Origin of the sequence: Paractinoplanes hotanensis, from assembly GCF_023717965.1 — a bacterium.
GTDB classification, from domain to species: domain Bacteria; phylum Actinomycetota; class Actinomycetes; order Mycobacteriales; family Micromonosporaceae; genus Actinoplanes; species Actinoplanes polyasparticus.
In genome coordinates this window covers 20,669-43,505 of record NZ_JAMQOL010000072.1, presented here as the reverse complement: position 1 = coordinate 43,505, position 22,837 = coordinate 20,669, and the positions used below count along the sequence as shown (strand labels likewise).

Genomic DNA, 22,837 nt, shown 5'->3' with positions numbered 1-22,837 from the left:
CCGCGGCCGATGGAGGCAGCTATGAGCTGGAGGCACGACACATGAGCGAGTCAGGCCAGGTTCCCGAGGACCGGCTGCGGTATTTCCTGAAGAGGGTGACCGCCGAGCTGCACGACACCCGCGAGCGCCTGCGTGGAGCCGAGCAGGCCGCGTCCGAGCCGATTGCGATCGTGGGCATGGCCTGCCGCTTTCCCGGCGCGGTGGGCAACCCGGACGACCTGTGGAACCTCGTGGCCGACGGACGGGACGCGATCGGCGGCTTCCCGGCCGACCGCGGCTGGGACGTGGACAACCTGTACCACCCCGACCCCGACCATCCAGGCACGACCTATTCGCGCGAGGGCGGCTTCCTGGCCGGCGCGGCCGACTTCGACCCCGGCCTGTTCGGCATCTCACCCCGTGAGGCCCTGGCAATGGACCCGCAGCACCGGTTGCTGCTCGAATCGTCCTGGGAGGCCTTCGAAAGCGCCGGCCTCGACCCGCAAGGCAGGCGCGGTTCCCGTACGGGCGTGTTCGTCGGCGTCATGTACAACGACTACGCCTTGGTCGTGGGGGAGAGCGCCGACGCCGCCGAAGGTTTCATGGGCACGGGTGGCAGCATCGCCTCGGGCCGGATCGCGTACACCTTCGGTCTCGAAGGCCCGACCGTCACCGTCGACACCGCGTGCTCCTCCTCGCTGGTCGCTCTGCATCTCGCCGTGCAGGCGCTGCGCAACGGCGAATGCGAGCTGGCGCTGGCGGGCGGCGTCACGGTCATGGCCACGCCGAACACATTCATCGGCTTCTCCCGCCAGCGCGGCCTCGCACCGGACGGCCGTTGCAAGTCGTTCGCCGAGGGCGCCGATGGCACCGGCTGGGGCGAAGGCGTCGGCATGCTCGTGGTCGAGCGCCTCTCCGACGCCCAGCGCCTCGGCCACCCGATCCTGGCCGTGGTGCGGGGGAGCGCCGTCAATTCCGACGGCGCCTCGAACGGTCTGACCGCCCCGAACGGTCCGTCCCAGCAACGCGTCATCCGGCAGGCGCTCGCCAACGCCCGCCTCGAACCGGCCGACGTCGACGCCGTCGAGGCCCACGGCACCGGCACTCCCCTGGGCGATCCGATCGAGGCACAAGCGTTGCTGGCCACGTACGGCCAGTCCCGCGCGGAGCCACTATGGCTGGGCTCGGTGAAGTCGAACCTGGGCCACACGCAGGCCGCCGCCGGAGTCGCCGGAATCATCAAGATGGTCCAAGCCATGCGGTACGGGGTGTTGCCCGCGACCCTGCACGTCGATGAACCCTCGTCGCAGGTCGACTGGGACGCCGGCGCGGTCTCACTTCTCCGGCAGGCGCGCGACTGGCCGTCGGTCGACCGGCCGCGCCGGGCGGCCGTGTCGTCGTTCGGCATCAGCGGTACGAATGCCCACGTCATCCTGGAAGCCGGGCCGCCCGTCGAGGAGCCTTTGCCGGCTCCGGACAGGGTTGCGCCGCTCGTGGTCAGCGCCGCCGACCCGGACGCCCTGGACACCCTGATCGCGCGGTTCTCGGACTACCAGGACGCCCCGCTCGGGGACGTGGCCCGCACCCTCGCCGGCCGGGCCCGCTTGCCGCACCGCGCGGTCGTGCTCGGTTCCGCGACCGTACGCGGAATGGCCCGCCCCGGCCGGCTCGCGTTCGTGTTCACCGGTCAGGGATCGCAGCGGCTCGGGATGGGCCGGGCACTCTATGAAGCGTTCCCGGTGTACGCGGAAGCCTACGACGAGGTTGTCGGACTGTTGGACATCCCGGATCTGGATGTGGACCAGACCGGGTGGGCGCAGCCAGCCATCTTCGCCGTCGAAGTAGCGCTGCTGAAACTCGTACGGGTCTGGGGCCTGACACCCGATGTCGTGGCCGGCCATTCGATCGGTGAGGTCACGGCGGCGTACGCGGCCGGGGTGTTGTCGTTGACCGACGCCGCCAGGCTGATCTCGGCCCGTGGCCGGCTCATGCAGGCGCTGCCGCCCGGCGGGGCGATGCTCGCGGTGCACGCCTCCGAAGCGGATATCCACACCGCTTTCCCCGACCTCGACATCGCGGCGGTCAACGGGCCGAACGCTGTTGTCGTGGCCGGCCTGTCCGCTGACCTTGCCGCCGTCGAGGACAGCGATTGGAAGACGACCCGGCTGCGGACGAGCCATGCGTTCCACTCCCGGCTCATGGAGCCGATGCTCGACGACTTCCGTGCCGTGGTGCGGACATTGACGTTCGCCGAGCCGCGCATCCAAGGCGGGGCCGGCTGGACCGACCCCTCCTACTGGGTGGAGCACGTCCGGCGTACGGTCCGGTTCGTCGACGTGGCCGCGGCGCTGGACGGCCATCGCGTTCTCGAGCTCGGCCCCGACGCCGTGCTGTCAGCGCTGATCCCCGGCGCCGTCCCCGCATTGCGCCGCGACCGCGACGAGGTCGATACCCTGCTCACCGCCGTGGCCACCTTGTTCACCGCCGGCGCGGACGTCGACTGGCGTGCCGTCACCGGCGGCCCCGGCCGCGTGCGGCTGCCGGCCTACCCGTTCAGCCACCGCCGCCTCTGGCCGCGGCCGCGTCCCGGCGGCACCGGCGACGCGTACAGCCTGGGCCTGGAACCCACCGGCCACCCGCTGGCGGGCGCCGTCGTCGAGGTGCCCGACGCCGCCACCCTCGTGCTCACCGGCACCCTCGACCCGGCCGCTCAGCCCTGGCTGAACGAGCACACCGTGCTCGACCGCCCCGTCGTGCCCGGAACCGTGCTGGCCGAACTGGCCCTCACCGCCGGCGCCCGAGCCGGCCTGCCGACCCTGGACGAGTTGCTGCTACAGACGCCGCTCCTGCTGCCGCCCAAGGGCACGGCCGTCGTCCGCGTCACCGTTACCGGCGAGGAGGACCGCCGCCCGGTCACTGTCCACAGCCGCGCCGGCGACGACGAACCGTGGATCCTGCACGCCACCGGGACGTTGACGGCCGCCCCGCCCGCCGATGCCGACGACAACCTCGTCACCTGGCCGCCGCCAGGCGCCGAGGAACTGCCACTCGACGGTCTCTACGAGACCTTCGCGGCCGCCGGCCTGACCTACGGCCCGTCCTTCCAAGGTCTGCGCCGGCTGTGGCGCCGCAGCGACACGGAGGTGTTCGCCGAGGTCAGCACGGACGCACCAGCCGACGGTTTCGGTCTGCACCCGGCGCTGTTCGACGCTGTGCTGCACGCTGTCGGCCCGTCCGCGCTGTTGCCGGGGGAGGGGCTGCGACTGCCGTTCGTCTTCGCCGGGATGCACCGCCACGCGCCGGCCGGAACCGCCCTGCGCGTACGCCTGACCACCGGCGCCGGCGAGGACAGTGTGCGCCTCGCCCTGGCCGATCCGGCCGGCATCCCGGTCGCCACCGTCGATCGACTGACACTGCGCCCGGTCACCGCCGGCCAGCTGGGCGGGGGCCCGGCCGAGCGCCTCCTCTACGGCGTCGACTGGGTGCCACGGGAGGCCGACAGCTTTACCCCGGACGCGGTGATCGCTCTCGGCGACCCCGTTCCCGCCACCGGCACGGTCCTGGTGGATGCGAGTGCGGCTGGTACGGCGTTCGACCGTTCGGTCGCTTTGCTCAGTCTGCTGCAGAAATTCGAGGGCGATCGTCTGGTCGTCCGCGCCCCGCTCGAGAATCCGGATAGTGCTGCTTTGTGGGGGTTGGTCCGGTCGGCGCAGTCCGAACAGCCCGGTAGGTACTTTCTGCTCGACGATTTCGAATCCGATACCGTCTCTTCCCCTGGGCGGGCGGGGGGTGGGCGGCCGACCTCGGAAGATCAGCACGTTTATGACCTGCCGCAGGTCAAGGTCCGTGGTGGGAAGGCGCTGGTTCCGCGCCTGGTCCGGGTGCAGTCGACCGGCACGCCGGACTTCGGCGACGGCACCGTGGTGGTCACCGGCGTGACGGGCACGTTGGGCGGGCTGATCGCCCGCCACCTCGTCGAGACTCACGGCGTACGCAAGCTGCTGTTGCTGTCCCGCTCGGGCGGCACGCTCGATATCGACGGCGCGACCGCAGTGGCATGCGATGTGTCCGATCCGGCGGCGGTCAACGAAGCGCTGGCCGGTGAGGAGATCACTGCGGTCATTCATGCCGCGGGGGTCCTCGACGATGGCCTGATTCAAGACCTGACTCCCGAGCGGCTGGAGAACGTCTTCGGGGCCAAGGTCGAAGCTGTCCGCAACCTCGCCGCGGCGACTGAAGGCCAGCCCCTGAGCGCCTTCGTCCTGTTCTCCTCGGCCGCCGGCATCTTCGGGAACGCCGGTCAGGCCAACTACGCCGCCGCCAACGCCTTCCTCGACGCGTACGCCGAAGAACTCCGAGAACAGGGCATCCCGGCGACCAGCATCGCCTGGGGGCTGTGGGACGCGGGCATGGCCGACACTCTCGGCGAGGCCGAACGCCGACGCATGCGCCAAGGTGGCATCCTTCCGCTCACCGAGGAGCAGGGCCTAGCCGCCTTCGACGCTGCCCTCACCGCTGACCGCTCCCTGGTCGTCCCGATCGCCCTGGACCCCGACGGCCTCCGTGCCGCCGCCACGGCCGGCGCCCTCCCGCCCATCCTCGCGAGCCTGGCACCCACCCCGCAGGGGTCCGACGACAGAGCCCTGGCGGCGTTCCGGCAACGCCTGGCCCGCCTACCCGTCGAGGAGCGCCGCACCGCCCTGACCGACCTGGTGACCGGCCAGGCGGCGATCGTGCTCGGCCACGACACCTCCGGCGCCCTCGACCCGCACCAGCCGTTCCTCGAGGCCGGCTTCGACTCGCTCACCTCGGTCGACCTGCGCAACCGCCTGGCCGCTGCCACCGGCCTGCACCTACCGACCACCCTGCTTTTCGACCACCCGACACCCGGCGCGCTGGTCGACCACCTGACCGAACAGTTCGAGCGCCCCACGGAGAAGGCAACCCCGGGCACCCTCGGCGAGATGTTCCGTACCGCGTCGGCGACGGGCCGCAGCGGCGAGTTCTTCGAGGTCCTGGTCAACGCCTCGGCGTTCCGCCCGTCCTTCCGTACGAGCACCGAGCTCCCCAGGCCGGTCGAGGTCGTCCGCCTCGCTGCGGCCACCGACGAGCCCGGCCTGGTCTGCCTGCCCTCGATCCTGGCCATTTCCGGGCCTCATCAGTACGTACGGTTCGCCGGCGCACTACGGGGCCGGCGGGGTGTCAGCGCGGTCGCCGCACCCGGCTTCGGCCCCGGCGAACTGCTACCGGCCACAGTGGACGCGGTCGTCGCCGCCCAGACCGAGGCAATCCTCCAGCACGCCGGCAGCGCCCCGTTCGCGCTCGTCGGGCACTCCTCGGGCGGCATGCTGGCCCACGCCGTACTGGCCGAGCTCGAACGCACCGGCGTGCCCGTGGAGGCGCTGGTGCTCATCGACATCTACTCGCACGACGTCGAGGCTCTGGCCGGCATCCAGCCGGTGCTGAGCAACGGCATGATCGAGCGGGAGGACGGCTACGTCCCGATGGACGACACCCGCCTGACCGCGATGGGCGGCTACGTCCGCCTCTTCCACGGCTGGCAGCCCGCCTCGACGAAGACCCCGACCCTTCTCGTCCGCGCTAGCGAGCCGATGTTTGGCTGGTCACGCGACGGGGACTGGCGTTCGTCCTGGACGCTGCCGCACGACGTCGCCGACACCCCCGGCAATCACTTCTCCGTCATGGAGGAGAACGCCGCCGCCACCGCGCGGGTCGTCGACGACTGGTTGTCCACCGCACCGTACCTGCAAGCGAAAGCGAACTCCCGATGACCAACCTCGCCGCCGACAACGCGTGGATCCGCCGCTTCCATCAGGAGCCGGACAGCCGCGTCACCCTCGTGTGCTTCCCGCACGCGGGCGGCTCGGCCAGCTTCTTCTACCCGGTCTCCGACGCCATGCAGTCCACGCTACAGGTGGTGGCACTGCAATATCCGGGGCGGCAGGACCGGCGCCAGGAGCGTCCACTCGCGACAATCGCCGAGCTGGCCGACCAGTCGTACGCGGCGCTGCGCTCCCTGATGGACCGGCCGCTCGCCTTCTTCGGGCACAGCATGGGCGCCACCCTCGCCTTCGAGGTGGCCGTGCGGATGGAGACGAGCCTGGGGATCGCGCCGGTGACCCTGTTCGCCTCGGGCCGCCGCGCCCCCTCGCGGCACCGCGACGAGACCGTGCACCTGCTCGACGACGACGGCCTCGTGGGCGAACTGAAGAACCTCAGCGGCACCGACTCCCGCTTCCTCGGCGACGAGGAGCTGCTGCGCATGATCCTGCCCGCCATCCGCAGCGACTACACCGCCGCCGAGACCTACCGCTACCGGCCCGGTCCGCGGCTGCGCTGCCCGATCGTCGCGCTCACCGGCACCAGCGACCCGAAAGTCAGCCTCGACGAGGCGCAGGCCTGGTCCGAGCACACCACCGGCGGTTTCGAGCTGCACTCGTACGACGGTGGGCACTTCTTCCTCGCCCAGCATCAGCGAGCCGTCATCAACCTGATCAGCGACCAGCTGCTCGCCCTGTCGCTGTGAGGAGGACCGCCATGGCGCCCACCTTCGTCATCAGCACCGGCCGCTGCGGGTCGACGCTGCTCTCCCGCATGCTCCGCCTGCATCCCGAGGTTCTCAGCCTCAGCGAGCTGCTGAGCACCGTACGGAACAGGGGTTGCCTCGAAGGTGCGCCGGACGGCGCCGAGTTCTGGCGCATGCTCAGCGACCCCGACCCGGCGGTGGACATCATGGTCGCCGAGGGCCTCAAGGTCTCCGAGTTCATCTACCCGTACGGCAGGGGCCGTTACAACTCGGTCGACGGCGTCCCGGCGATCTGCACGATGACCTTGCCGATGCTCACCGATGACCCGGACGGGCTGCACGACGAGCTCGCAGCCGAGATCTCCGGCTGGCCCGCCCGGCCGATCGCCGACCAGTACCGCCACCTGTTCACCTGGCTGGCCGCCCGGTTCGACCGGCCCGTAGTGGTGGAACGGTCCGGCGGATCGCTGGGCTTGCTGCCGCGCCTGCGCGAGCAGTTCCCCGAGGCCCGGTTCGTCTATCTCACCCGCGACGGCGCCGACTCGGCGCTGTCGATGAGCCACCACCCCGGTTTCTGGCTGATGCTGGCCGGGCGGGAAGCGGCTCGGATCGCCGGCGTCGCCACGCCCGAGCAGCTCGGACCCGACCAGGTGCGGCTCATCCCGCCCGACCTCGGCCGTGCGCTGACCGACCCGGCTGCCCTGCCCGGGCTGCTGCGGCGGGATGTCCCGGTCACCGCGTTCGGTGCTCTCTGGTCGGCGATGACTTGCGAAGGCGCGGACGAACTGCTGCGGTTGCCCGCCGACGCGTGGATGATGACCTCGTACGAGGATCTGGTGGCCGACACCCCGGGCGAATTGTCACGGCTGGCGGAGTTCTTGGATATCCCGGCCAAGGACACCTGGCTGGCCGCGGCCGCGGGCCTGGTCGACGGCGGACAGCACCGCGGCTCGTCGGCCCTCGATCCGCGGCTGCTGGCCGCTCTGCGCCGATCCTGCGCGCCCGGCGCAGCGATCGACGCCGAGCTCGCTGCGGCCGCCGCCCGATGACCGGCCTGCTCGCCCGGATCCTGCCGGCCGGCGTGGTCACCGAAGAGGCGTACACCGACCGGCCCGGCGTCCGTCTCTTCCCGGCCGAGGAGGCCGTGGTCGCCAACTCAGTCGCCAAACGCCGCAACGAGTTCGCCACCGTCCGGGATCTGGCCCGCACCGCCCTGGGCCGGCTCGGCGTCGCGCCCGCCCCGATCCTGCCCGGCGAGCGCGGCGCCCCCGGCTGGCCGGACGGCATCGTCGGCAGCATGACCCATTGCGCCGGTTTCCGGGGCTGCGCCGTCGCCCCCGCCGGCGACGTACGCGGAATCGGGCTCGACGCCGAGCCGGCGGCTCCCCTGCCCGAGGGAATCCTTGACGCCATCGCCCGGCCCGAGGAACAGGAGGACATCCGCCGCCTGCCCGCCGGCGTCCCCTGGGACAGACTGCTGTTCAGCGCCAAGGAGACCGTCTACAAAGCCTGGTTCCCGCTGTCCCACAGGTTTCTCGAATTCCACGAGGCCCGCATCGAGCTCGACCCGTCCGGCCACTTCGAAGCCACCCTGCTGGTGCCCGGCCCGGTCGCCGGCTTCACCGGCCGCTGGGTCGCGTCGGACGGCCTGGTCGTCACGGCGATCGCCGATTCCTAGGGGTGTGCCAGGGGTGGGAGTAACCGCCCGGGCCGCTCACGATCGGATGACCCGCTCACTCGATCGCGAGGACTTCATGGATCCCTTGGCCGAAGCGGTGCTCTCAGGCGCCGCACCGGAGGAGCTCACCCGGCTCCCGCTTCCCGAGCAGTTCCTCGCGGCGCACCTGCGGGCGTCCGACGCCGGCACGTTCGCGGGCGTTCAGGACAAGGACGTACGCCGGACCCTGCACGTCGGACCGGTGCCGATGCCGCGGCTGGCGCCCGACGAGGTCGTCGTGGCCGTGATGGCCAGCTCCATCAACTACAACACCGTGTGGTCGGCGATGTTCGAGCCGATCTCCACCTTCACGACACTGACCCGGTGGGGGCGCCAGGGCGGGTACGCCGCCCGCCACGACTTGCCCTTTCAGGTGGTCGGCTCGGACGCGGCCGGAGTGGTGGTCAAGGTGGGCGACGGCGTCCGGCACTGGAACGCCGGCGACCACGTGATGGTGAGCCCCGCCTACGTCGACGACCAGGATCCAGCCGCGCACGCCGACGCCATGATGGGCCCCGAGGGACGCGCCTGGGGCTACGAGACGAACTTCGGCGGGCTGGCCCACTACACCGTCGTCCGTGCCAGCCAACTGGTCCCCAAGCCCGGCCACCTCACCTGGGAGGAAGCGGCGTCGATCACGCTGTGCGCCGGCACCGCCTACCGCATGCTCGTCAGCGAGCGCGGCGCTCGGATCAAGCAGGGCGACATCGTGCTGATCTGGGGCGCGACCGGCGGCCTCGGCGGCTACGCCGTCCAGATGGTCAAGAACGGCGGCGGCGTCGCGGTCGGCGTGGTCAGCTCGGACTACAAGGCCGACATCCTGCGCGAGCAGGGCTGCGACGTCGTCATCGACCGGCGCGAGATCGGCCTGGGCGGCGACGGCGCCGCAACTTCCCAGGCGGCCGAGTACGGCAAGAGGCTGGGCCGCCTCATCCGGGCCGAACTGGGCGAGGACCCGCACATCGCGTTCGACTACGTCGGCCGGTCGACCTTCGGCACCTCGGTGCACGTCGTGCGCCGCGGCGGCGTGGTGGTGACCTGCGGGTCGAGCACCGGATACCAGCACGAGTACGACAACCGCTACCTCTGGATGAACCTCAAGCGGGTCATCGGCAGCCACATCGCCAACCTGCAGGAGCAGTGGGAGACCGCGCGGCTGTTCAAGCAGGGCGGCCTGGTGCCCGTCCTCACCGACGTCAGCCCCCTCGATGAGACCGGCGAGGCGCTGCGCCTGGTGCAGCGCAACGCGCACATCGGCAAAGTCGGCGTGCTGTGCCTCGCCCCTTCCGAGGGCCTGGGCGTCACCGACCCCGGAACCCGTGCCCGGATCGGCGAGGATCGGCTCACGTCGTGGCGCCGCTACGCGACGACCGCGCGGGTGCCGGCATGACGGGCATCGGCATCCTTTCTACGGGCGCGTACGTGCCGAAGCAGATCGTCGCCGGTGAGGATGTTGCCGGCCCGGCCGGGGTCACCCCCGAATGGATCGAGCGCAAAACCCAGATCGTCACCCGCCGCTACGCCGCGCCCGACGAAGCCACCTCCGACCTGGCCGCCCACGCGGGACGGCAGGCCCTCGAGCGGGCCGGGCTCACCGCCGCCGACATCCGCTACCTCATCGTCTCCACATCGACTCCGGACTCGCCGCAACCGCCCACCTCGTACGTCGTGCAGAGCCTGCTCGACGCGGACGGCGCGGCCTGCTTCGACGTCAACGTGGTGTGCAGCGGCTACGTCTACGCCCTCGCCCTGGCCCGGGCGCTGGTCGCCCAGGACCCCGGCACGCACGCACTGGTCATCGCCGCCGACGTGTACTCGCGCATCCTCGACGTTCACGACCGCAAGACGGTCGTGCTGCTCGGGGACGGTGCGGGCGCGGCCGTCGTGGGTGGGGTCGACACCGGCGGCTTCCTCGATGTCGAGCTGTCCAGCCACGGCCACGCGCGGAGCCTGATTCGCGTCGAGGCGGGCGGCAGTCGCGTGCCCACCACACACGACACCGTCGACGACGGCGGCCACCTCTTCCGGATGGACGGCCGCGGCGTCCGCGACTTCGTCATGGCCAACGTGCCCGGCGCCGTCAGCAAGCTCGTCGAGCGCACCGGCCACATCCTGGCCGATGTCGACCACTTCGTGCCCCATCAGGCCAACGGAGTGATGCTCAGCGAGCTGGTCACGCTGTCCGGCCTGGATCACGCCCACACCCATCGGACACTCGAGCGCTACGGCAACACCGGCAGCGCCTCAGCGGCCTTGGCCCTCGACGACGCCAATACGAAAGGCCATCTGGCCCAGGACGACCTGGTGCTGCTGTGCGCTTTCGGTGGCGGCATGAGCCTGGGGGCGGCCCTGCTGCGCTGGACCGGCACCCGATGACCGACCGGGTCGGCGTGGTCGGCTGCGGCACGATGGGCGCCGGCATCGCCGAGCTCTGCGCCCGCGCCGGACTCGACGTGCGTGTCAAGGTCTCCTCGCCCGCCTCGGCCGATGCGGGCCGCGAACGCATCGTCCGCTCACTCGACCGAGCCGTGGCCCGCGGCCGCCTCACCCCCGAGGCCCGCTCCGAGGCGTGCAGCCGCATCACCTTTACCGCCGGCTTCTCCGAGCTGGCCGACCGCCAGATCGTGATCGAGTCGCTCCCCGAAGACGAGAAGCTCAAGAAGCGTGCATTCACCGAGCTCGACGCCGCGGTCACCGACCCCGAGGCCGTGCTCGCGTCGAACACGTCGTCGCTGCGGATCGGCACCCTGGCCGACGTCACCGAGCGCCCCGAGCGGGTGGTCGGCATGCACTTCTTCAACCCCGCCCAGATTCTCCCGCTCGTCGAAGTCGTGCCCTGCGACCGTACGTCGGCAACAGTGACCGCAAAGGCCGAGCGGTTCGCCGCCGACGCCCTGGGCAAGCAGGTGATCCACTCGACCGACCGCTGCGGCTTCGTCGTCAACGCGCTGCTCGTGCCCTACCTCATCGCGGCCGTCCGCATGGTCGAGTCCGGCCACGCCACCGCCGACGACGTGGACCGGGGCATGAAGCTCGGCTGCTCCCACCCGCTCGGCCCGCTGGAGCTCGCCGACATGATCGGGCTCGATACCATCGCGTCGGTCGCCGCAGCATTGCACGCCGAATTCGCCGAGCCGGTGTACGCCCCGCCGAAGCTGCTCACCGACCTCGTCGAGGCCGGCAATCTCGGCCGCAAGACCGGCTCCGGCTTCTTCGACTACTGACCGGCCGAATACTCCAGCGTTGCCCTATGGTCATCTCCCGTTAACGTCATATCCGACCGAAAGGTGGTTATCGTACGGAGATGGCCACCGTTGTCGATGCTCCGATTCTGGTGCTCAAAGCCCAGGACCTGGCTCACACCCTTCTCCGCAACCTGCCGGAAAGGTGGCAGCACAGCGCCGGAGTTGCGCAGCGTGCCGAACAGCTCACGGGCACCGTTTCCAACCCAGCCGACGCGGCGACCTTGATCGCGGCGGCGTGGCTGCACGACATCGGCTACGCCGAAGACGTCCGCGACACCGGATTCCACCCCCTCGACGGCGGGCTTTACCTACGACATCGGCGCTGGCCGAATCGTATCGCTTCCCTGGTAGCCCACCACTCCGAGGCATTGTGTGTCGCGTCGGTCCGCGGTCTGGCCGACCGCCTCGCCGGCTTCACACGAGAAGACACGGCCGTAGCCGATGCCCTGACCTACGCTGATCAGACTGTTGGACCCCACGGCCGAACGATGACGATCGAACGGTGCCTCGACGACATGCTGCGGCGACACGGCCCCGACTCACCCAACGCACAGGCCCACTCACGCCGAGCGCCGCTGCTGCGTGCGGCCGGACGTCGGGTCGAGCAACGTTTGTCGACGTCGACGTCGACGCCTCTAGCACTTGGTAGCCGATCGGGAGCAGGGTCTGCAGCCGGGTGGACCCCGGCCCGAGACGATAGTTACTCAGAGTCGGGCCTGGGCCCGTGCCCGATGCTGCCTTCGAGTGGGCGTGCTGTGCATTGCGGCGGGTAACGAGGTGTCCAACCCGGGTCGCGAAGGGGGCTGGGCTCTGCTCGCGACTATCGATACCAGCGGCTCGTGACTTTGGCTCCATTGATTGGTTCGTTGGTTGATCAATCTCCGCGAGTTTTGACCGCACTTTCGCCATAGCCTCGGTCTTGGCGTAGGTCCACCTATGAGGACTCGACGGCCGCCCGAGACCGGACCCTGGCCGCGCCGAACCGGGCATCGGCTCCGGCCGCACGGCTCTGGTCGACTTGTGGGAAGTGACCGCGTTGGACTCGTCCGCTATCGCGACGTTGTCGGCGGCCTCCGATACCGCCTGCGACGTGCATCGCGTCATGATCTTCCAGGACCTGCCGGCTGCTGGTGCCGTAGCGCGCAATCCGGCGCAACCGGTGTATCGGGCCGTGGGTTGATATCGGCTGTCATGGCCGGGTGGGCGGCCTGACCCGCCTACCGGTCGGGCCCGTGCCCTGAAGCGGGAGTTGTTCATCCGGGCGGACGTAGACCGCAGCCGGTCCGGGGTGCTTACCTCAAAGCATGAGCGACGAGACGACCGGCGAGAGTGAAGCTCTCGCCGAAACGGTCCATGACCTGACGAAGATCTTCCCGAACGTCGCGGAGTCGGTCATCACTGAACATGTCCACCAAGCACACACCCGGCTGCACGGCGCGCCGGTCCGCGACTACGTGCCGGTCCTGATGCGGCGTCAGGCACGAGTGACTCTCGCCGCGTTGGTACCTATCGTTTGATGATGCTCGCCGGAACGCGGACAGCGATTACCAAACTCCAGTTCGCGCGGTTACGCCAGCCGATAGGGCCATGACCAGAGCCTGAGACAAGCCCTTCTCCACCGCCGGATCGACGGGGGCCGCCAGTGAGTTCCCCCTTCGCTTCGACGGAGCGGTTGATCCGGCGGTCGGTTGCCCTATGCTCACCCCGCCGGGCGAAATCGTCGTCGAGCCACTTCTTGCTGATCGTCGGCGAAAAGCCGCCAGTTTCTCCCGCACCTGGGCGTATCAAGTTTGCGCCGCGGCTCCGGCACCCACCGCGGCGCAGCGGGTCGCGCTATGCAGAAATTCCGCGTCCCAGTGCACCCCTCTGATGCGGTCCCGCCATGCGAGCGTCCGCTCCTGGAACTGCTCGTCGAAGTGATCGTCGTCGTTGGGTCCAGCAGAAACTCAAGTTCGGCCAGCTGCGGGTCGAGTCGCCCCTGATCGTCGCCGTATCGTGCCGGCAGGTAACCGGGATCGAGCCCGACGTGGTCAAGGCACAGGCCGGGGTGCAGGTGCCGGTCGGCACCTTCTGGCCGCGATAGATAAGCCGACACGCAACGACGCACCCGGCCGTAAGCCGGCCGGGATGCGTCAGCCGTCGCTCGGGGGCGTCTGCTGGGATCGGGAGTTGTACGAGGACAGGTCCCACACTCGAAGAACATCGGCCGGTCGTGGAAGTACATGACGTTTTCGCTACCTGCCGACACGATCCCCGTGGTGGTCGCGGTGGACCCGTCCTGGCGTGTAGACCGGCCCGCCACTGTCGCCCCCGCGAACCGCGATGGCGGTTGGGAGTCGCCCGCTCGGTGCGCACCGCCCCGATGACGGTGTAATTGACGCCGCTCTCGTCGTCGGGGGTGACGATGTTGAAGTTCGCGGCAGCCACGGAGCGCAGCCCACACGCCGCCGCTGACGTCTACGCGGTGCTCCAGCAGCCGGACTGGCAGACGATCTCACCAGGGTGCCAGTAGTTGTAGCGGACCATCGCCACGTGATGCCCGTGCCCGTCGGGATCGGTGAGGATCGCGGTGGCGCCGACCGCGTCCTGCCTCTCCCCGGAAGCGCGTCAGGCGCCTGCCGGAAGGCAGTCGCGGTGGCCTCGAGCTCTTCGCTGGTGACACTCTTGGCCGGCCGCTAATCGTGTTCGACCACCAGAGCGACATCAACCGCTCCCCGATCCATCGCCCCGCCAACGGCATGACTCCGGTCAGGTCGGGCCTTACCCCCGGAACTTGGACACGGGGTTTATGCGGCTTGTGTGATGGTAGCTGATCTTTCTTGGATCCGCTCGTAGGTGATCGGGGACTGCTGTCCGAGCCGGGAGTGGCGGCGGACGGTGTTGTAGCGGTGCAGCCAGCGGAAGCTGGTGAGCCGGGCGTCGCGTTCGTCGGTGAACGCGCGGCGGCCTTGCAGGGTCTCGCGTTTGAAGGTCGCGTTGAACGACTCGGCCAGGGCGTTGTCGGCCGAGCTGCCGACCTTGCTCATCGACTGCCGCACCCCGGCCGCCGCGCAAGCGGCGGCGAAGGCCTTCGATGTGTACTGCGCTCCGTGATCGCTGTGGAAGATCGCGCCGGCCAGGCTGCCCCGGGTGCGCCGGGCGGCGGTGAGGGCATCGATGATCAGGTCGGTGCGCATGTGGTCGGCGATCGCCCAGCCCGCGAGGCGGCGTGAGTGCAGGTCGATGACGGTGGCCAGGTAGAGGAACCCGCGCTCACCGACCGGTAGGTAGGTGATGTCGCCGACGTAGCGCTGGTTGACCGCGGAGGCGGTGAAGTCACGGCCGATCAGGTCCGGGGCCTTGACCGCGGCCGGATCCGGGATCGTGGTGCGGGTACGGCGGCGCAGCCGCAGCCCCTGCACACCAATGCCGCGCATCACCCGCTCGACGCGCTTGTGGTTGACCGCGGTGCCGCGCTCGCGCAGCTCGGCGGTGATCCGCGGCGCCCCGTAGGTGTTGTCGGCCGCATGGATCTTGCAGATTTGCCGGGCCAGGACGGTGTCGGCAGCCTGCCGGGCCGCCCGCGCCTCGGCCGTGGACGTCCAGTAGTAGTAGCTCGACCGGGCCACGCCCAGGATCTGACACAACCGCTTCACGCCGTAGCGCTCATGGTGGTCGGCGACGAACTGGAAGCGGTTCACCAGCGCGTCTCCCCCCGGCGAAATACCGGGCCGCCTTCCGCAAAATGTCGCGCTCCTCCTCCAGCTCCCGGACCCGCCGGCGCAGCTCGGCGTTCTCCGCCTCCACCGAACCCGGCTCCGGCTTCACCGCCGCTGCCGCGGGCCCCCGCCCGGACCCGCCGTCACGGCGCTGGTCATCGGCACGGACCCAGCTCCGCAGCGTCTCCCGGTTGACGCCGAGATCGTCGGCGATCACCGCGATCGTGCTGCCCGGCCGAGACCGGTACAACGCCACCGCGTCGGCCTTGAACTGTGCGGGATAGTGCTTGTTCGCCATGCTGTTCCAGGACTCCTGATCTACCCGGACCTCACGATCCAAGGTTCAAGTGTCCAAGATCAAGGGGGAAGGCCCGTCGGGTCGTCACTGCGGACGTGGACTGCTTCACCGCTGCCACGCAGCTCCTCGGTGACCCGTTTCTCGGTCATCGGATCCGCGAGCTTCCTGCAGGCAGGTACCCAGCGACCAAGGTTGCACACCACCCGTCAACCAAGAGCGAGGATGTCGGACTGTCAAGCCCCGGGTTTGGTGGAGAGTCACCTATGGCAAGCCGATGGCTGCGTACCTACCCCTGGTTGTCGCCGCGATGCTATAGCCGGATGTCTGGCCTGACCCGATGGCAGCTTTGCCCAGACCCGCATGGCAGGTCGCCGGCGGCTGGATCGCCGCGGGGCATCATCGTCGCCTGCGTAAGGTGAGCTTTCTGCTTCGATGGAGGGCAGTTTGCGCATCCCGCGCGGGTGCCCGTCGCAACCGGATCGCACCCGGGAAACCACCGTTTCGCACCGGGACGGCGGCATGTTGGGACCATGAGTCGAACAGTGTCTGTCGCAGCGTACCGGCGCCGGCAGCCTTGGCAGGTGTGCCTTGCCGCCCTGCCTATGGTCGTCGGCGTCTACTACGCGCTGCTGCAGGTCGGTGACTCAGTGGCTGGGCTGCAGGTCGCCGTATACGTCAGCGCCAACGTCATGCTCGCCGTCTGCTGCCTGGTTGCGGCGCGCCGCCACCGGAGTCTGAGCACGGTCCTCCTGCTGATCAGCGCTTCGGCGTTCCTCAGCGGCGCTGCGGACGTCGTCTTCTATTTCCTCGCGCTCGTCAACGGCACGGTGGCTTATCCCAGCGTCGCCGACATCGGCTATGTTGCTGCTTATCCGCTGATGGCGGCGGCCATGCTGGCCCTGGTACGCAAGCGCACCCCCGAGTGGGACGGTGCCAGCACCATCGACGCCGCAATCGTGGCAGTCTCCGCTGGCTATCTGACCTATGAGTTCGTGATTACGCCAAGTATCGACGTCACCGCGAACAACATCGCCAACCTGGTCTCGGTCGCTTATCCGATCGGCGACCTAATGCTGATTGCTGTGGGTGCCCGGCTGCTGCTCGGCGCCGGGCCCCGGCCTGTTCCGCTGGCGTTCTTCGGCGGGTACTTGGCTCTCGTGCTCTTCGCCGACACCACCTACAGCATCCAGTCGCTCAATGGCACCTACGAGGCGGGCAATTTGCTCGACGCGATCTGGATGGCCTCGGGCTTTCTGCTCGCTGCCGGCGTGCTGCACCCGGCACTGCCGAAGATGGCCGAACGTTCCTCCACCCGAAGCCCGGACGCCACCATGAGCCGGCTCGCGCTGCTCGCGGCCGCCGCGAGTATCGCGCCTACCAGCCTCATCGTGCAGCTCATGCGGGACCGTGAGCCGCATATTTTGATAGCCGCGACTATCTGCAACGTACTGTTCTGGCTGGTCATCGCCCGGATGGCTGGGCTGGTAAGCGCCCAGCGCCACGCCGCGATAACTGATGGGCTGACCGGCCTGCGCAGCCGGCGCTTCTTCGACCAGGCCCTGCTCAACGAGACCATCCGCGCAGTCCGGTCCGGGAACCCGATGAGCCTTTTGCTGCTCGACATCGACCACTTCAAAAAGGTCAACGACACCTTCGGCCACGACGGTGGCGACCGCGTCCTCGTCGAGGTAGCACACCGGCTCAGCCGCTTCGTGCGACCCGGCGACATCGTCTCCCGCTACGGCGGCGAGGAGTTCGCCATCCTGCTGCCCGGCGCCGACATTACGCAGGCGCAGGAAATCGCCGAACGCGTGCGTCAAGGCGTCGCGGCGGCGCCCATCGCGGTGACCAAGTCCAGTCTGTACCACGTCACCGTGTCGATCGGCGTGGCGCCCATGCCGGCACGCGACGCTGACCCCACATCTCTGATCATCTTCGCCGACCGGGCCCTCTACGCTGCTAAGAACGCCGGGCGCAACCGGGTGGCTTGCACTGACTCAGGTCTCGTGAAGGCATCTCTCGCCGAAAGCCCCGTAACCTATTAGTACTGATACGGCACTCGGTTGGGGGTTCCCCGGAGGGGTCTATGACGTTTCCCCGGACGGCTGTCACAGGGCCGGGGCGCTGTCGCGCACGTCTTCGGCGATGCTGGGATGGTGGCAGGCCGGCTGGGTGTACGACGGCGCAGAGGTGAGCCGCCGCGTTGGCCAGCTTGCTCACCGATCGGTGAATACGCTATGCCCGTGCCTGATTGTTGGGCCGGGACGTGGAGGACGTCGCCACAGTGGAGCAGTCTTCTTTCGGCGGGTTCGGTGACCGGCATGGCGATGACGGTGTCGGCATCGCCATGCCGGCTGGTGCTGGTCTCGGTCGTCAGCCCGGGACGGACTCTTGGGTTCACCTTGTTGTGCGGTCTGCCTTCTCGATGACCTGTGCCACCGTCTGCGGCGCGGCCAGCATGGCGAGGTGACCGGTGTTCACCTTGGTCACGGACGAGCCAGCACGCTTGGCCATGCTCAGTTGCAGGCTGAGAGGGATGCTGGCGTCCTGGGTGCCAGCGACGTACCAGCTAGGGAGCTGTTTCCAGGCGGGGTCGGCGGAGGCCGGCTCATTGACGGCGCTGAAGGTGATGGGTCGTTGCTGGGCGTAGAGCTTTGCCTGCTGTGCCTTGGGCAAACCGTTGGCGAAGGCCACGCCGAAGGCGTCGCGTTTGAGGTACAGGTCGACGTCACCCTCGGGTGCCTGCGGGTACGGTGCCATGTCGAACAACTGGGCGGGGTCCACCGGGCCAGCGCTGTTGAGTAGCTGGAGCAGGCTTTCGCCCTGGTCCGGTACGAAGGCGTCCACGTAGACCAGGCCACGGACGTCCGGGTCGCTCAGGGCCGCCTCGCCGACGATAGCGCCACCGTAGGAGTGTCCGACGAGAATGACCGGCCCGCTCGTCCGTGTCTGTAGGAAGGAGGCGAGGTAGGCGGAGTCGCCGCTGAGGGAGCGCAGCGGGTTGGCGAAGTCGAGGACCTGATAACCGTCTTTGAGCAGGATGCCGGTGACCGTGGCGAACGAGCTCGCGTCGGTCCATGCACCGTGCACGGTGACGATGGTCGGCTTGACGGTGTGGTTTGCCGCCGTCTGGGCCTGGTGTGTGGCGACCTGGGACGCTGAGGCGGCGCCGCTGCCGGTGAGTAGGGCGGCAGTGCCGAGGGCCATGGCAATGATGCCGGTACGCAGGGTGCGTTTCATGATGTCTTCCTTACGAGCTGATGGGTGGTCAGAGGTTCTGGCTGCGGAGCCAGGCAAGGGTCCGGTCGGCGACTTCGCGCCAGCCGCTGTCGAACACCAGCGAGTGACCCTTGCCCGGTAGCACTGCGAGATCGGTGACGGCGTGGGAGTGCTGGTAGAGCTTGTGGGCGGCGCGAACCACAACTTCTGGCACTGTGTGGTCGTTCGTGCCGGCGATGAGCAGCAACGGGCCGCGTTCGTTGTTGCGCACATCGACGGCGGCGGGAGAGTTCTTGGTGAAGTTCGCCGATGTTCCTTCGAAGAGCACCCGCCCGGGACCGGGGATGGTCACCCGCCGGTACAGCGCATCGGATTCAGTGCGGCTGAGCTGGTTGCCGAAGCCGTAGGCAAACTGCTTCTCGGTCAGCGCCACGGCCTTTTTCTTGTTGGCCGGCCTGCTGAGGACCGGCAGTGCGGAGCGGATCTGACTCAGGGGTACGGGTTTGACGCCTTTGATCTGGCCGGGGTCAATCGCGACAGCCGCTGCAGCGTGGCCGGAGTCGAGCAGCTTCTGGGCGATCAGCCCGCCGAAGGAGTGGCCGATGACGATGGGCTTGGCCGGCAGGGTACGGATGTGTTCCCGGTAGCTGCTGGTGATGTCGTCGATGCCGATCCCGGCGACGGCGTCGGAGTGTGCCCGGGTGGAGGCGACCGAGTCGCTGTCACCGGGCCATCCGGGAGCTGAGGGCAGGTAGCCGTTGGCGGCGAAGAGTTCCTGCCACGGTTGCCAGGAGGAGGAGTGGATCCAGAGACCGTGGATGAAGACCACGGGTGTCGCGGGTGCCATGACAGCCTCGCTTTCGTTGGGGTGGAAGTGCTGGAGCCGGCCCGCGGTTGCGGGTCAGACGCTGAAGGAACGCTCGTCGGGAGCGGCTTTGCGGGCAGCGAGCAGTTGCCCGGCGAACTCCCCGACGGGGATGCGCAGCGGAAGATCGTCGGCCTCGACCGCGTCGGCGATCAAGGCGGCTGCTTCTTCGGTGGGGATCATGCCGGGGAAGCTGGTTTGGGCGTGTAGTTCGGCGTATGCGTCCTCGGTGCCGCGCAGTTCGCGGGCGTTGTCGAGGGAACCGGTGGCGACCGGGCCTGGTTGGAGCAGGCTGACTGAGATGCCGTGGGCGGCGGTCTCTTGGGCCAGGGACTCGGCGAGGGCTTCGAGGGCGAACTTGGTGGCGGAGTAGGCGCCGTCCAGTGGGAAGGCCATGCGGCCGTTGATGCTGGAGAGGAACAGGACACGCCCGTGGCCGCGCCGGCGCATCTGGGGTAGCACGGCCTGGGTCGCCCGGATCGCTCCGATGGTGTTCACGGCGATCAGGTTTTGCAATTCGTCCAGGGGTGTCTCCTCCACCGCGGCTCGGAAGTACTGGGCGGAGTTGGCGATGAGAACGTCCACGTCGCCTGCTGCGGCGACCGCGGCGTCCACCGACGCCTGGTCGGTGACGTCGAGGGCGAGTCGGGTGGCGACGTCGAGGTCGTCGAGGGTGCGCGGGTTGCGGGCGGTGGCGATGACGCGGTGGCCGCGCCGGGTGAGCTCAATGGCGGTGGCCCGGCCGATGCCGCTGGAGGTGCCGGTGATGAGTACGGATGCCATGGCTGTGCTTCTTTCTAGCGGGGGTAGCCGAAGAACTTGTTGATCGCCGCGAGTACCTGGTCGGGTGCCTCGTGCAACATCCAGTGCCCGGTGTTCAGAGCCTCGCTGGTGGCGTCGGGTGCAGCGCCTCGGATCGCGGCCAGGAACGCCTCGAGCAGCGGCTTTTGGGCGATAATGTGCACCGGAATGGTGAGAGGTTCGGCCATGAACCGCCGGTTGTCCTGCACGTCTCGCGGCCACGCCTGGTAGAAGCGGGAGCCGTTGTGGAAAGCGTCGGGCCGCGAGTAGGCCCGGACGTATTCCGTCACGACGTCCGGCGACATTGGCCGGTCGGCCTGGGGGGACATCGCCTGGTAGGACGACTTCCAGATACAGGCGTTCGCGGCCTCGGACCGGGTCTTCGAACAGGGGCTCCTCGGCGTGGAAGGAGAAGTGGTACGACAGTGGCTTGACCTGGTCGTAGGTGAGGGATCCGCCGGTGACCGGGAAGTCCATCACAAGCAGGCCGGAGAACTGCTCCTGCCACTGCTCGACGAGGGCGAAGGCGATGCCGCCGCCAGCGTCATGCGAAACCAACTGCACGCCGTGGGTGAAGCCGAGCGTGTCCAGCAGCCGGTGGACGTACCGGGCAAGAGTTGCCTTGTCGTGCGACGGTAGTTCGCCGGTGGTGTCGCCCAAGCCGGGCAGATCGACGGCGATCACGGTGTGTCCGGGCAGCAGGTCCGCCATGATGGGCAGGTAGCCGTACCAGGTCTCGCCGAAGCCGTGCAGCAGCACGATCGGCTGCGGGCCATCGCCGCCGGCGACGTAGTGCATCTGCAGTCCGTCGATCGTGGTGAAGCGGTGTTCGAAGTTTTTCGCGAAGGCCTCGTCGTCGCGGGTCGCGGTGTCGTAGCTGGGGCTCAACGGCGCCTTCTGGCCCAGGGCGTTCACTGCCGAAACGGTGGTGTTCACGGATCTCTCCTGACAGTTCTGTCGTTACGGCGGCGATGAATCAGGTGGTGGACGGTGTAGCCGGTGACCGCCTTTTCGGGGTGCGCATCGTGAACGCCGCCACCAGGGCAGCCAGCAGTGCGACGACACCGGCTGCCTGGAAGCCGGCCGGTAGGGCGTCGATGAACTCTTCGGTTTCGCCACTGCGACCACCGGTTGCCGCGATGGTCGCGACCGCGACCGCGATGCCGAAGGACCCGCCGAGCTGTTGTCCGGTCTGCAGCAGACCCGACATGGCGCCGGTGTCGGTGTTTTCGAGCCCGGACATCACCTCGACGGTGGTGGCGTTGAAGACGAATGCCACCCCGACGCTGTGGACCAGAAGTGCCGGCAGAACACCGGTCAGGTAGCTGCTCCCGGCGTCCAGCATCGCGAAGCCGACGAAGCTGAGGGTGACCAGCAGCGTGCCGGCTACCGTCAGGGCCTGCGCGCCGACACGGCTGAGCAAGGGCGGGACGATCTGGCTCAGCACCAGCACTGTGACCGTCAGGGGCAGGAACGCGAGCCCGGCCTGCAGGGGGTCGAATTCCAGACCGCGTTGGTCGTACTGCACGACCAGGTAGATCATGGCGAAATGTGCGCCGACGGTGGCCCCCATCACCGTCAGTGCGCCGGTTCTGGCCCGATTGCGCAGCAGTGCGGCGTCGATCAGCGGGTGAACGGCCCGGCGCTCGACGAAGACGCATGCCGTGAGCAGAACGGCGGCGACCGCGAAGGCGATCACGGTGACCGGATCGGTCCACGAGATTTCCGCGGCCCGGAGGAGGCCGAAGATCAATGCCACCGACCCTCCGGTGACGGTCACTGCGCCGGGCACATCGATGCTGCCGCGGTGGCGGTCGATCTCGGGAACAACGCGGCGTACCACCAGCACCACGAACAGGCCGATCGGCAGGTTGATGAGCAGGCCCCAACGCCACGAGGCGAGGGTGGTGAGCAGGCCACCCAGGATCAATCCGACTGACGAGCCGACCGCGGAGGCGGCGGTGAACAGCGTGAGCCCCCGGGTCCGTTCCCGCTGCGTACGGGCCAGCGACACCACCAGGGCGAGGATGCTCGGGGCGGCGACGGCCGAACCGACGCCCTGCAGCACCCGGGCCACAATCATCGTGGTCGGCTCTTGGGCCACGCCGGCCAGCACCGAGGCGAGAGCGAAGATCGCCGTACCGAGGGTGAAGACGCGGACCCGGCCCAGCACGTCGCCGAGGCGACCACCCAACAACAGCAGGCCACCGAAGGCGAGGGCGTACGCGTTCGGCACCCACGACAGCGACGTGACCGAGAACCCGAGTTCCGTTTGCAGCCGGGGCAGTGCGACCGTCACGACCTGTGCGTCGAGTTGGAGCATCAGCTGCATGGTCAGCACTGCGCCGATCGCAAGGCCGACCCACCTAGCGGCCGTGGTGGCGGGGCGTGTGGTCGTCCCATTCATCGCAGCATCACCGGCACGCATGGCGTGAATCGGCGGCCGAGTCGCGGGAGTACAAGTACGT

14 protein-coding genes and 1 pseudogene are annotated in these 22,837 nt (G+C 69.0%); 10 read left to right on the top strand and 5 right to left on the bottom strand.

What is annotated here, in order from left to right; all coding sequences use genetic code 11:
- Nucleotides 1-65 precede the first annotated feature (65 nt).
- From LXN57_RS42255 to LXN57_RS42215, 9 genes and pseudogenes are all read left to right on the top strand, one after another.
- Nucleotides 66-5,666, top strand: a pseudogene (locus tag LXN57_RS42255) (SDR family NAD(P)-dependent oxidoreductase); the annotation flags it as partial.
- Between the two features lie 101 nt (nucleotides 5,667-5,767).
- Complete coding sequence (locus LXN57_RS42250; RefSeq protein WP_251803932.1) at nucleotides 5,768-6,526, top strand: thioesterase II family protein; 759 nt, start codon at nucleotides 5,768-5,770, stop codon at nucleotides 6,524-6,526.
- Between the two features lie 11 nt (nucleotides 6,527-6,537).
- Nucleotides 6,538-7,575 (top strand): sulfotransferase family protein, encoded by a 1,038-nt coding sequence (locus tag LXN57_RS42245; protein WP_251803931.1) that lies wholly within the window; start codon nucleotides 6,538-6,540, stop codon nucleotides 7,573-7,575.
- The gene (locus tag LXN57_RS42240; protein WP_285904736.1) at nucleotides 7,572-8,204 is read left to right on the top strand and encodes a 4'-phosphopantetheinyl transferase family protein; all 633 of its coding nucleotides are present in this window, start codon (nucleotides 7,572-7,574) and stop codon (nucleotides 8,202-8,204) included. The genes LXN57_RS42245 and LXN57_RS42240 overlap by 4 nt, the downstream gene beginning before the upstream one ends.
- A 76-nt stretch (nucleotides 8,205-8,280) precedes the next feature.
- On the top strand, nucleotides 8,281-9,633 hold the full coding sequence (gene ccrA / locus LXN57_RS42235; protein ID WP_251803930.1) for a crotonyl-CoA carboxylase/reductase: 1,353 nt from the start codon (nucleotides 8,281-8,283) through the stop codon (nucleotides 9,631-9,633).
- Entirely contained in the window at nucleotides 9,630-10,619 is a 990-nt protein-coding gene (locus tag LXN57_RS42230; RefSeq protein WP_251803929.1) for a 3-oxoacyl-ACP synthase III family protein, read from the top strand. The genes ccrA and LXN57_RS42230 overlap by 4 nt, the downstream gene beginning before the upstream one ends.
- Nucleotides 10,616-11,467, top strand: a complete 852-nt coding sequence (locus LXN57_RS42225; protein ID WP_251803928.1) for a 3-hydroxybutyryl-CoA dehydrogenase — start codon at nucleotides 10,616-10,618, stop codon at nucleotides 11,465-11,467. The genes LXN57_RS42230 and LXN57_RS42225 overlap by 4 nt, the downstream gene beginning before the upstream one ends.
- Nucleotides 11,468-11,547: 80 nt before the next feature.
- The gene (locus LXN57_RS42220; RefSeq protein WP_251803927.1) at nucleotides 11,548-12,261 is read left to right on the top strand and encodes an HD domain-containing protein; all 714 of its coding nucleotides are present in this window, start codon (nucleotides 11,548-11,550) and stop codon (nucleotides 12,259-12,261) included.
- A 531-nt stretch (nucleotides 12,262-12,792) separates the two neighbouring features.
- Nucleotides 12,793-13,005: a three-helix bundle dimerization domain-containing protein gene (locus LXN57_RS42215; RefSeq protein WP_251803926.1), complete on the top strand. Its 213-nt coding sequence runs from the start codon at nucleotides 12,793-12,795 to the stop codon at nucleotides 13,003-13,005.
- Nucleotides 13,006-14,274: 1,269 nt separating this feature from the next.
- Here the strand turns inward: LXN57_RS42215 and LXN57_RS42210 are convergent.
- A protein-coding gene (locus LXN57_RS42210; protein WP_251803937.1) for an IS3 family transposase occupies nucleotides 14,275-15,484 on the bottom strand; the annotation gives its coding sequence in 2 pieces (ribosomal slippage) (nucleotides 14,275-15,183 and nucleotides 15,185-15,484; 1,209 coding nt in all).
- A 581-nt stretch (nucleotides 15,485-16,065) separates the two neighbouring features.
- On the opposite strand from LXN57_RS42210, the gene LXN57_RS42205 reads away from it, so the two are divergent.
- Nucleotides 16,066-17,529, top strand: a complete 1,464-nt coding sequence (locus LXN57_RS42205) for a GGDEF domain-containing protein (RefSeq protein WP_251803925.1) — start codon at nucleotides 16,066-16,068, stop codon at nucleotides 17,527-17,529.
- Nucleotides 17,530-17,881: 352 nt separating this feature from the next.
- Here LXN57_RS42205 and LXN57_RS42200 read toward each other — a convergent pair whose 3' ends face one another.
- From LXN57_RS42200 to LXN57_RS42185, 4 genes are read right to left on the bottom strand one after another with little or no spacing between them, the layout of a single operon-like run.
- The gene (locus LXN57_RS42200) at nucleotides 17,882-18,724 is read right to left on the bottom strand and encodes an alpha/beta fold hydrolase (protein WP_251803924.1); all 843 of its coding nucleotides are present in this window, start codon (nucleotides 18,722-18,724) and stop codon (nucleotides 17,882-17,884) included.
- 28 nt (nucleotides 18,725-18,752) lie between these two features.
- Nucleotides 18,753-19,550 (bottom strand): alpha/beta hydrolase, encoded by a 798-nt coding sequence (locus LXN57_RS42195; protein WP_251803923.1) that lies wholly within the window; start codon nucleotides 19,548-19,550, stop codon nucleotides 18,753-18,755.
- 54 nt (nucleotides 19,551-19,604) lie between these two features.
- The gene (locus tag LXN57_RS42190; protein ID WP_251803922.1) at nucleotides 19,605-21,305 is read right to left on the bottom strand and encodes an SDR family NAD(P)-dependent oxidoreductase; all 1,701 of its coding nucleotides are present in this window, start codon (nucleotides 21,303-21,305) and stop codon (nucleotides 19,605-19,607) included.
- Between the two features lie 40 nt (nucleotides 21,306-21,345).
- Nucleotides 21,346-22,692 carry an MFS transporter gene (locus LXN57_RS42185; RefSeq protein WP_251803921.1) on the bottom strand — a complete coding sequence of 449 codons (1,347 nt, stop codon included), beginning with the start codon at nucleotides 22,690-22,692 and terminating at the stop codon, nucleotides 21,346-21,348.
- Nucleotides 22,693-22,837 lie beyond the last annotated feature (145 nt).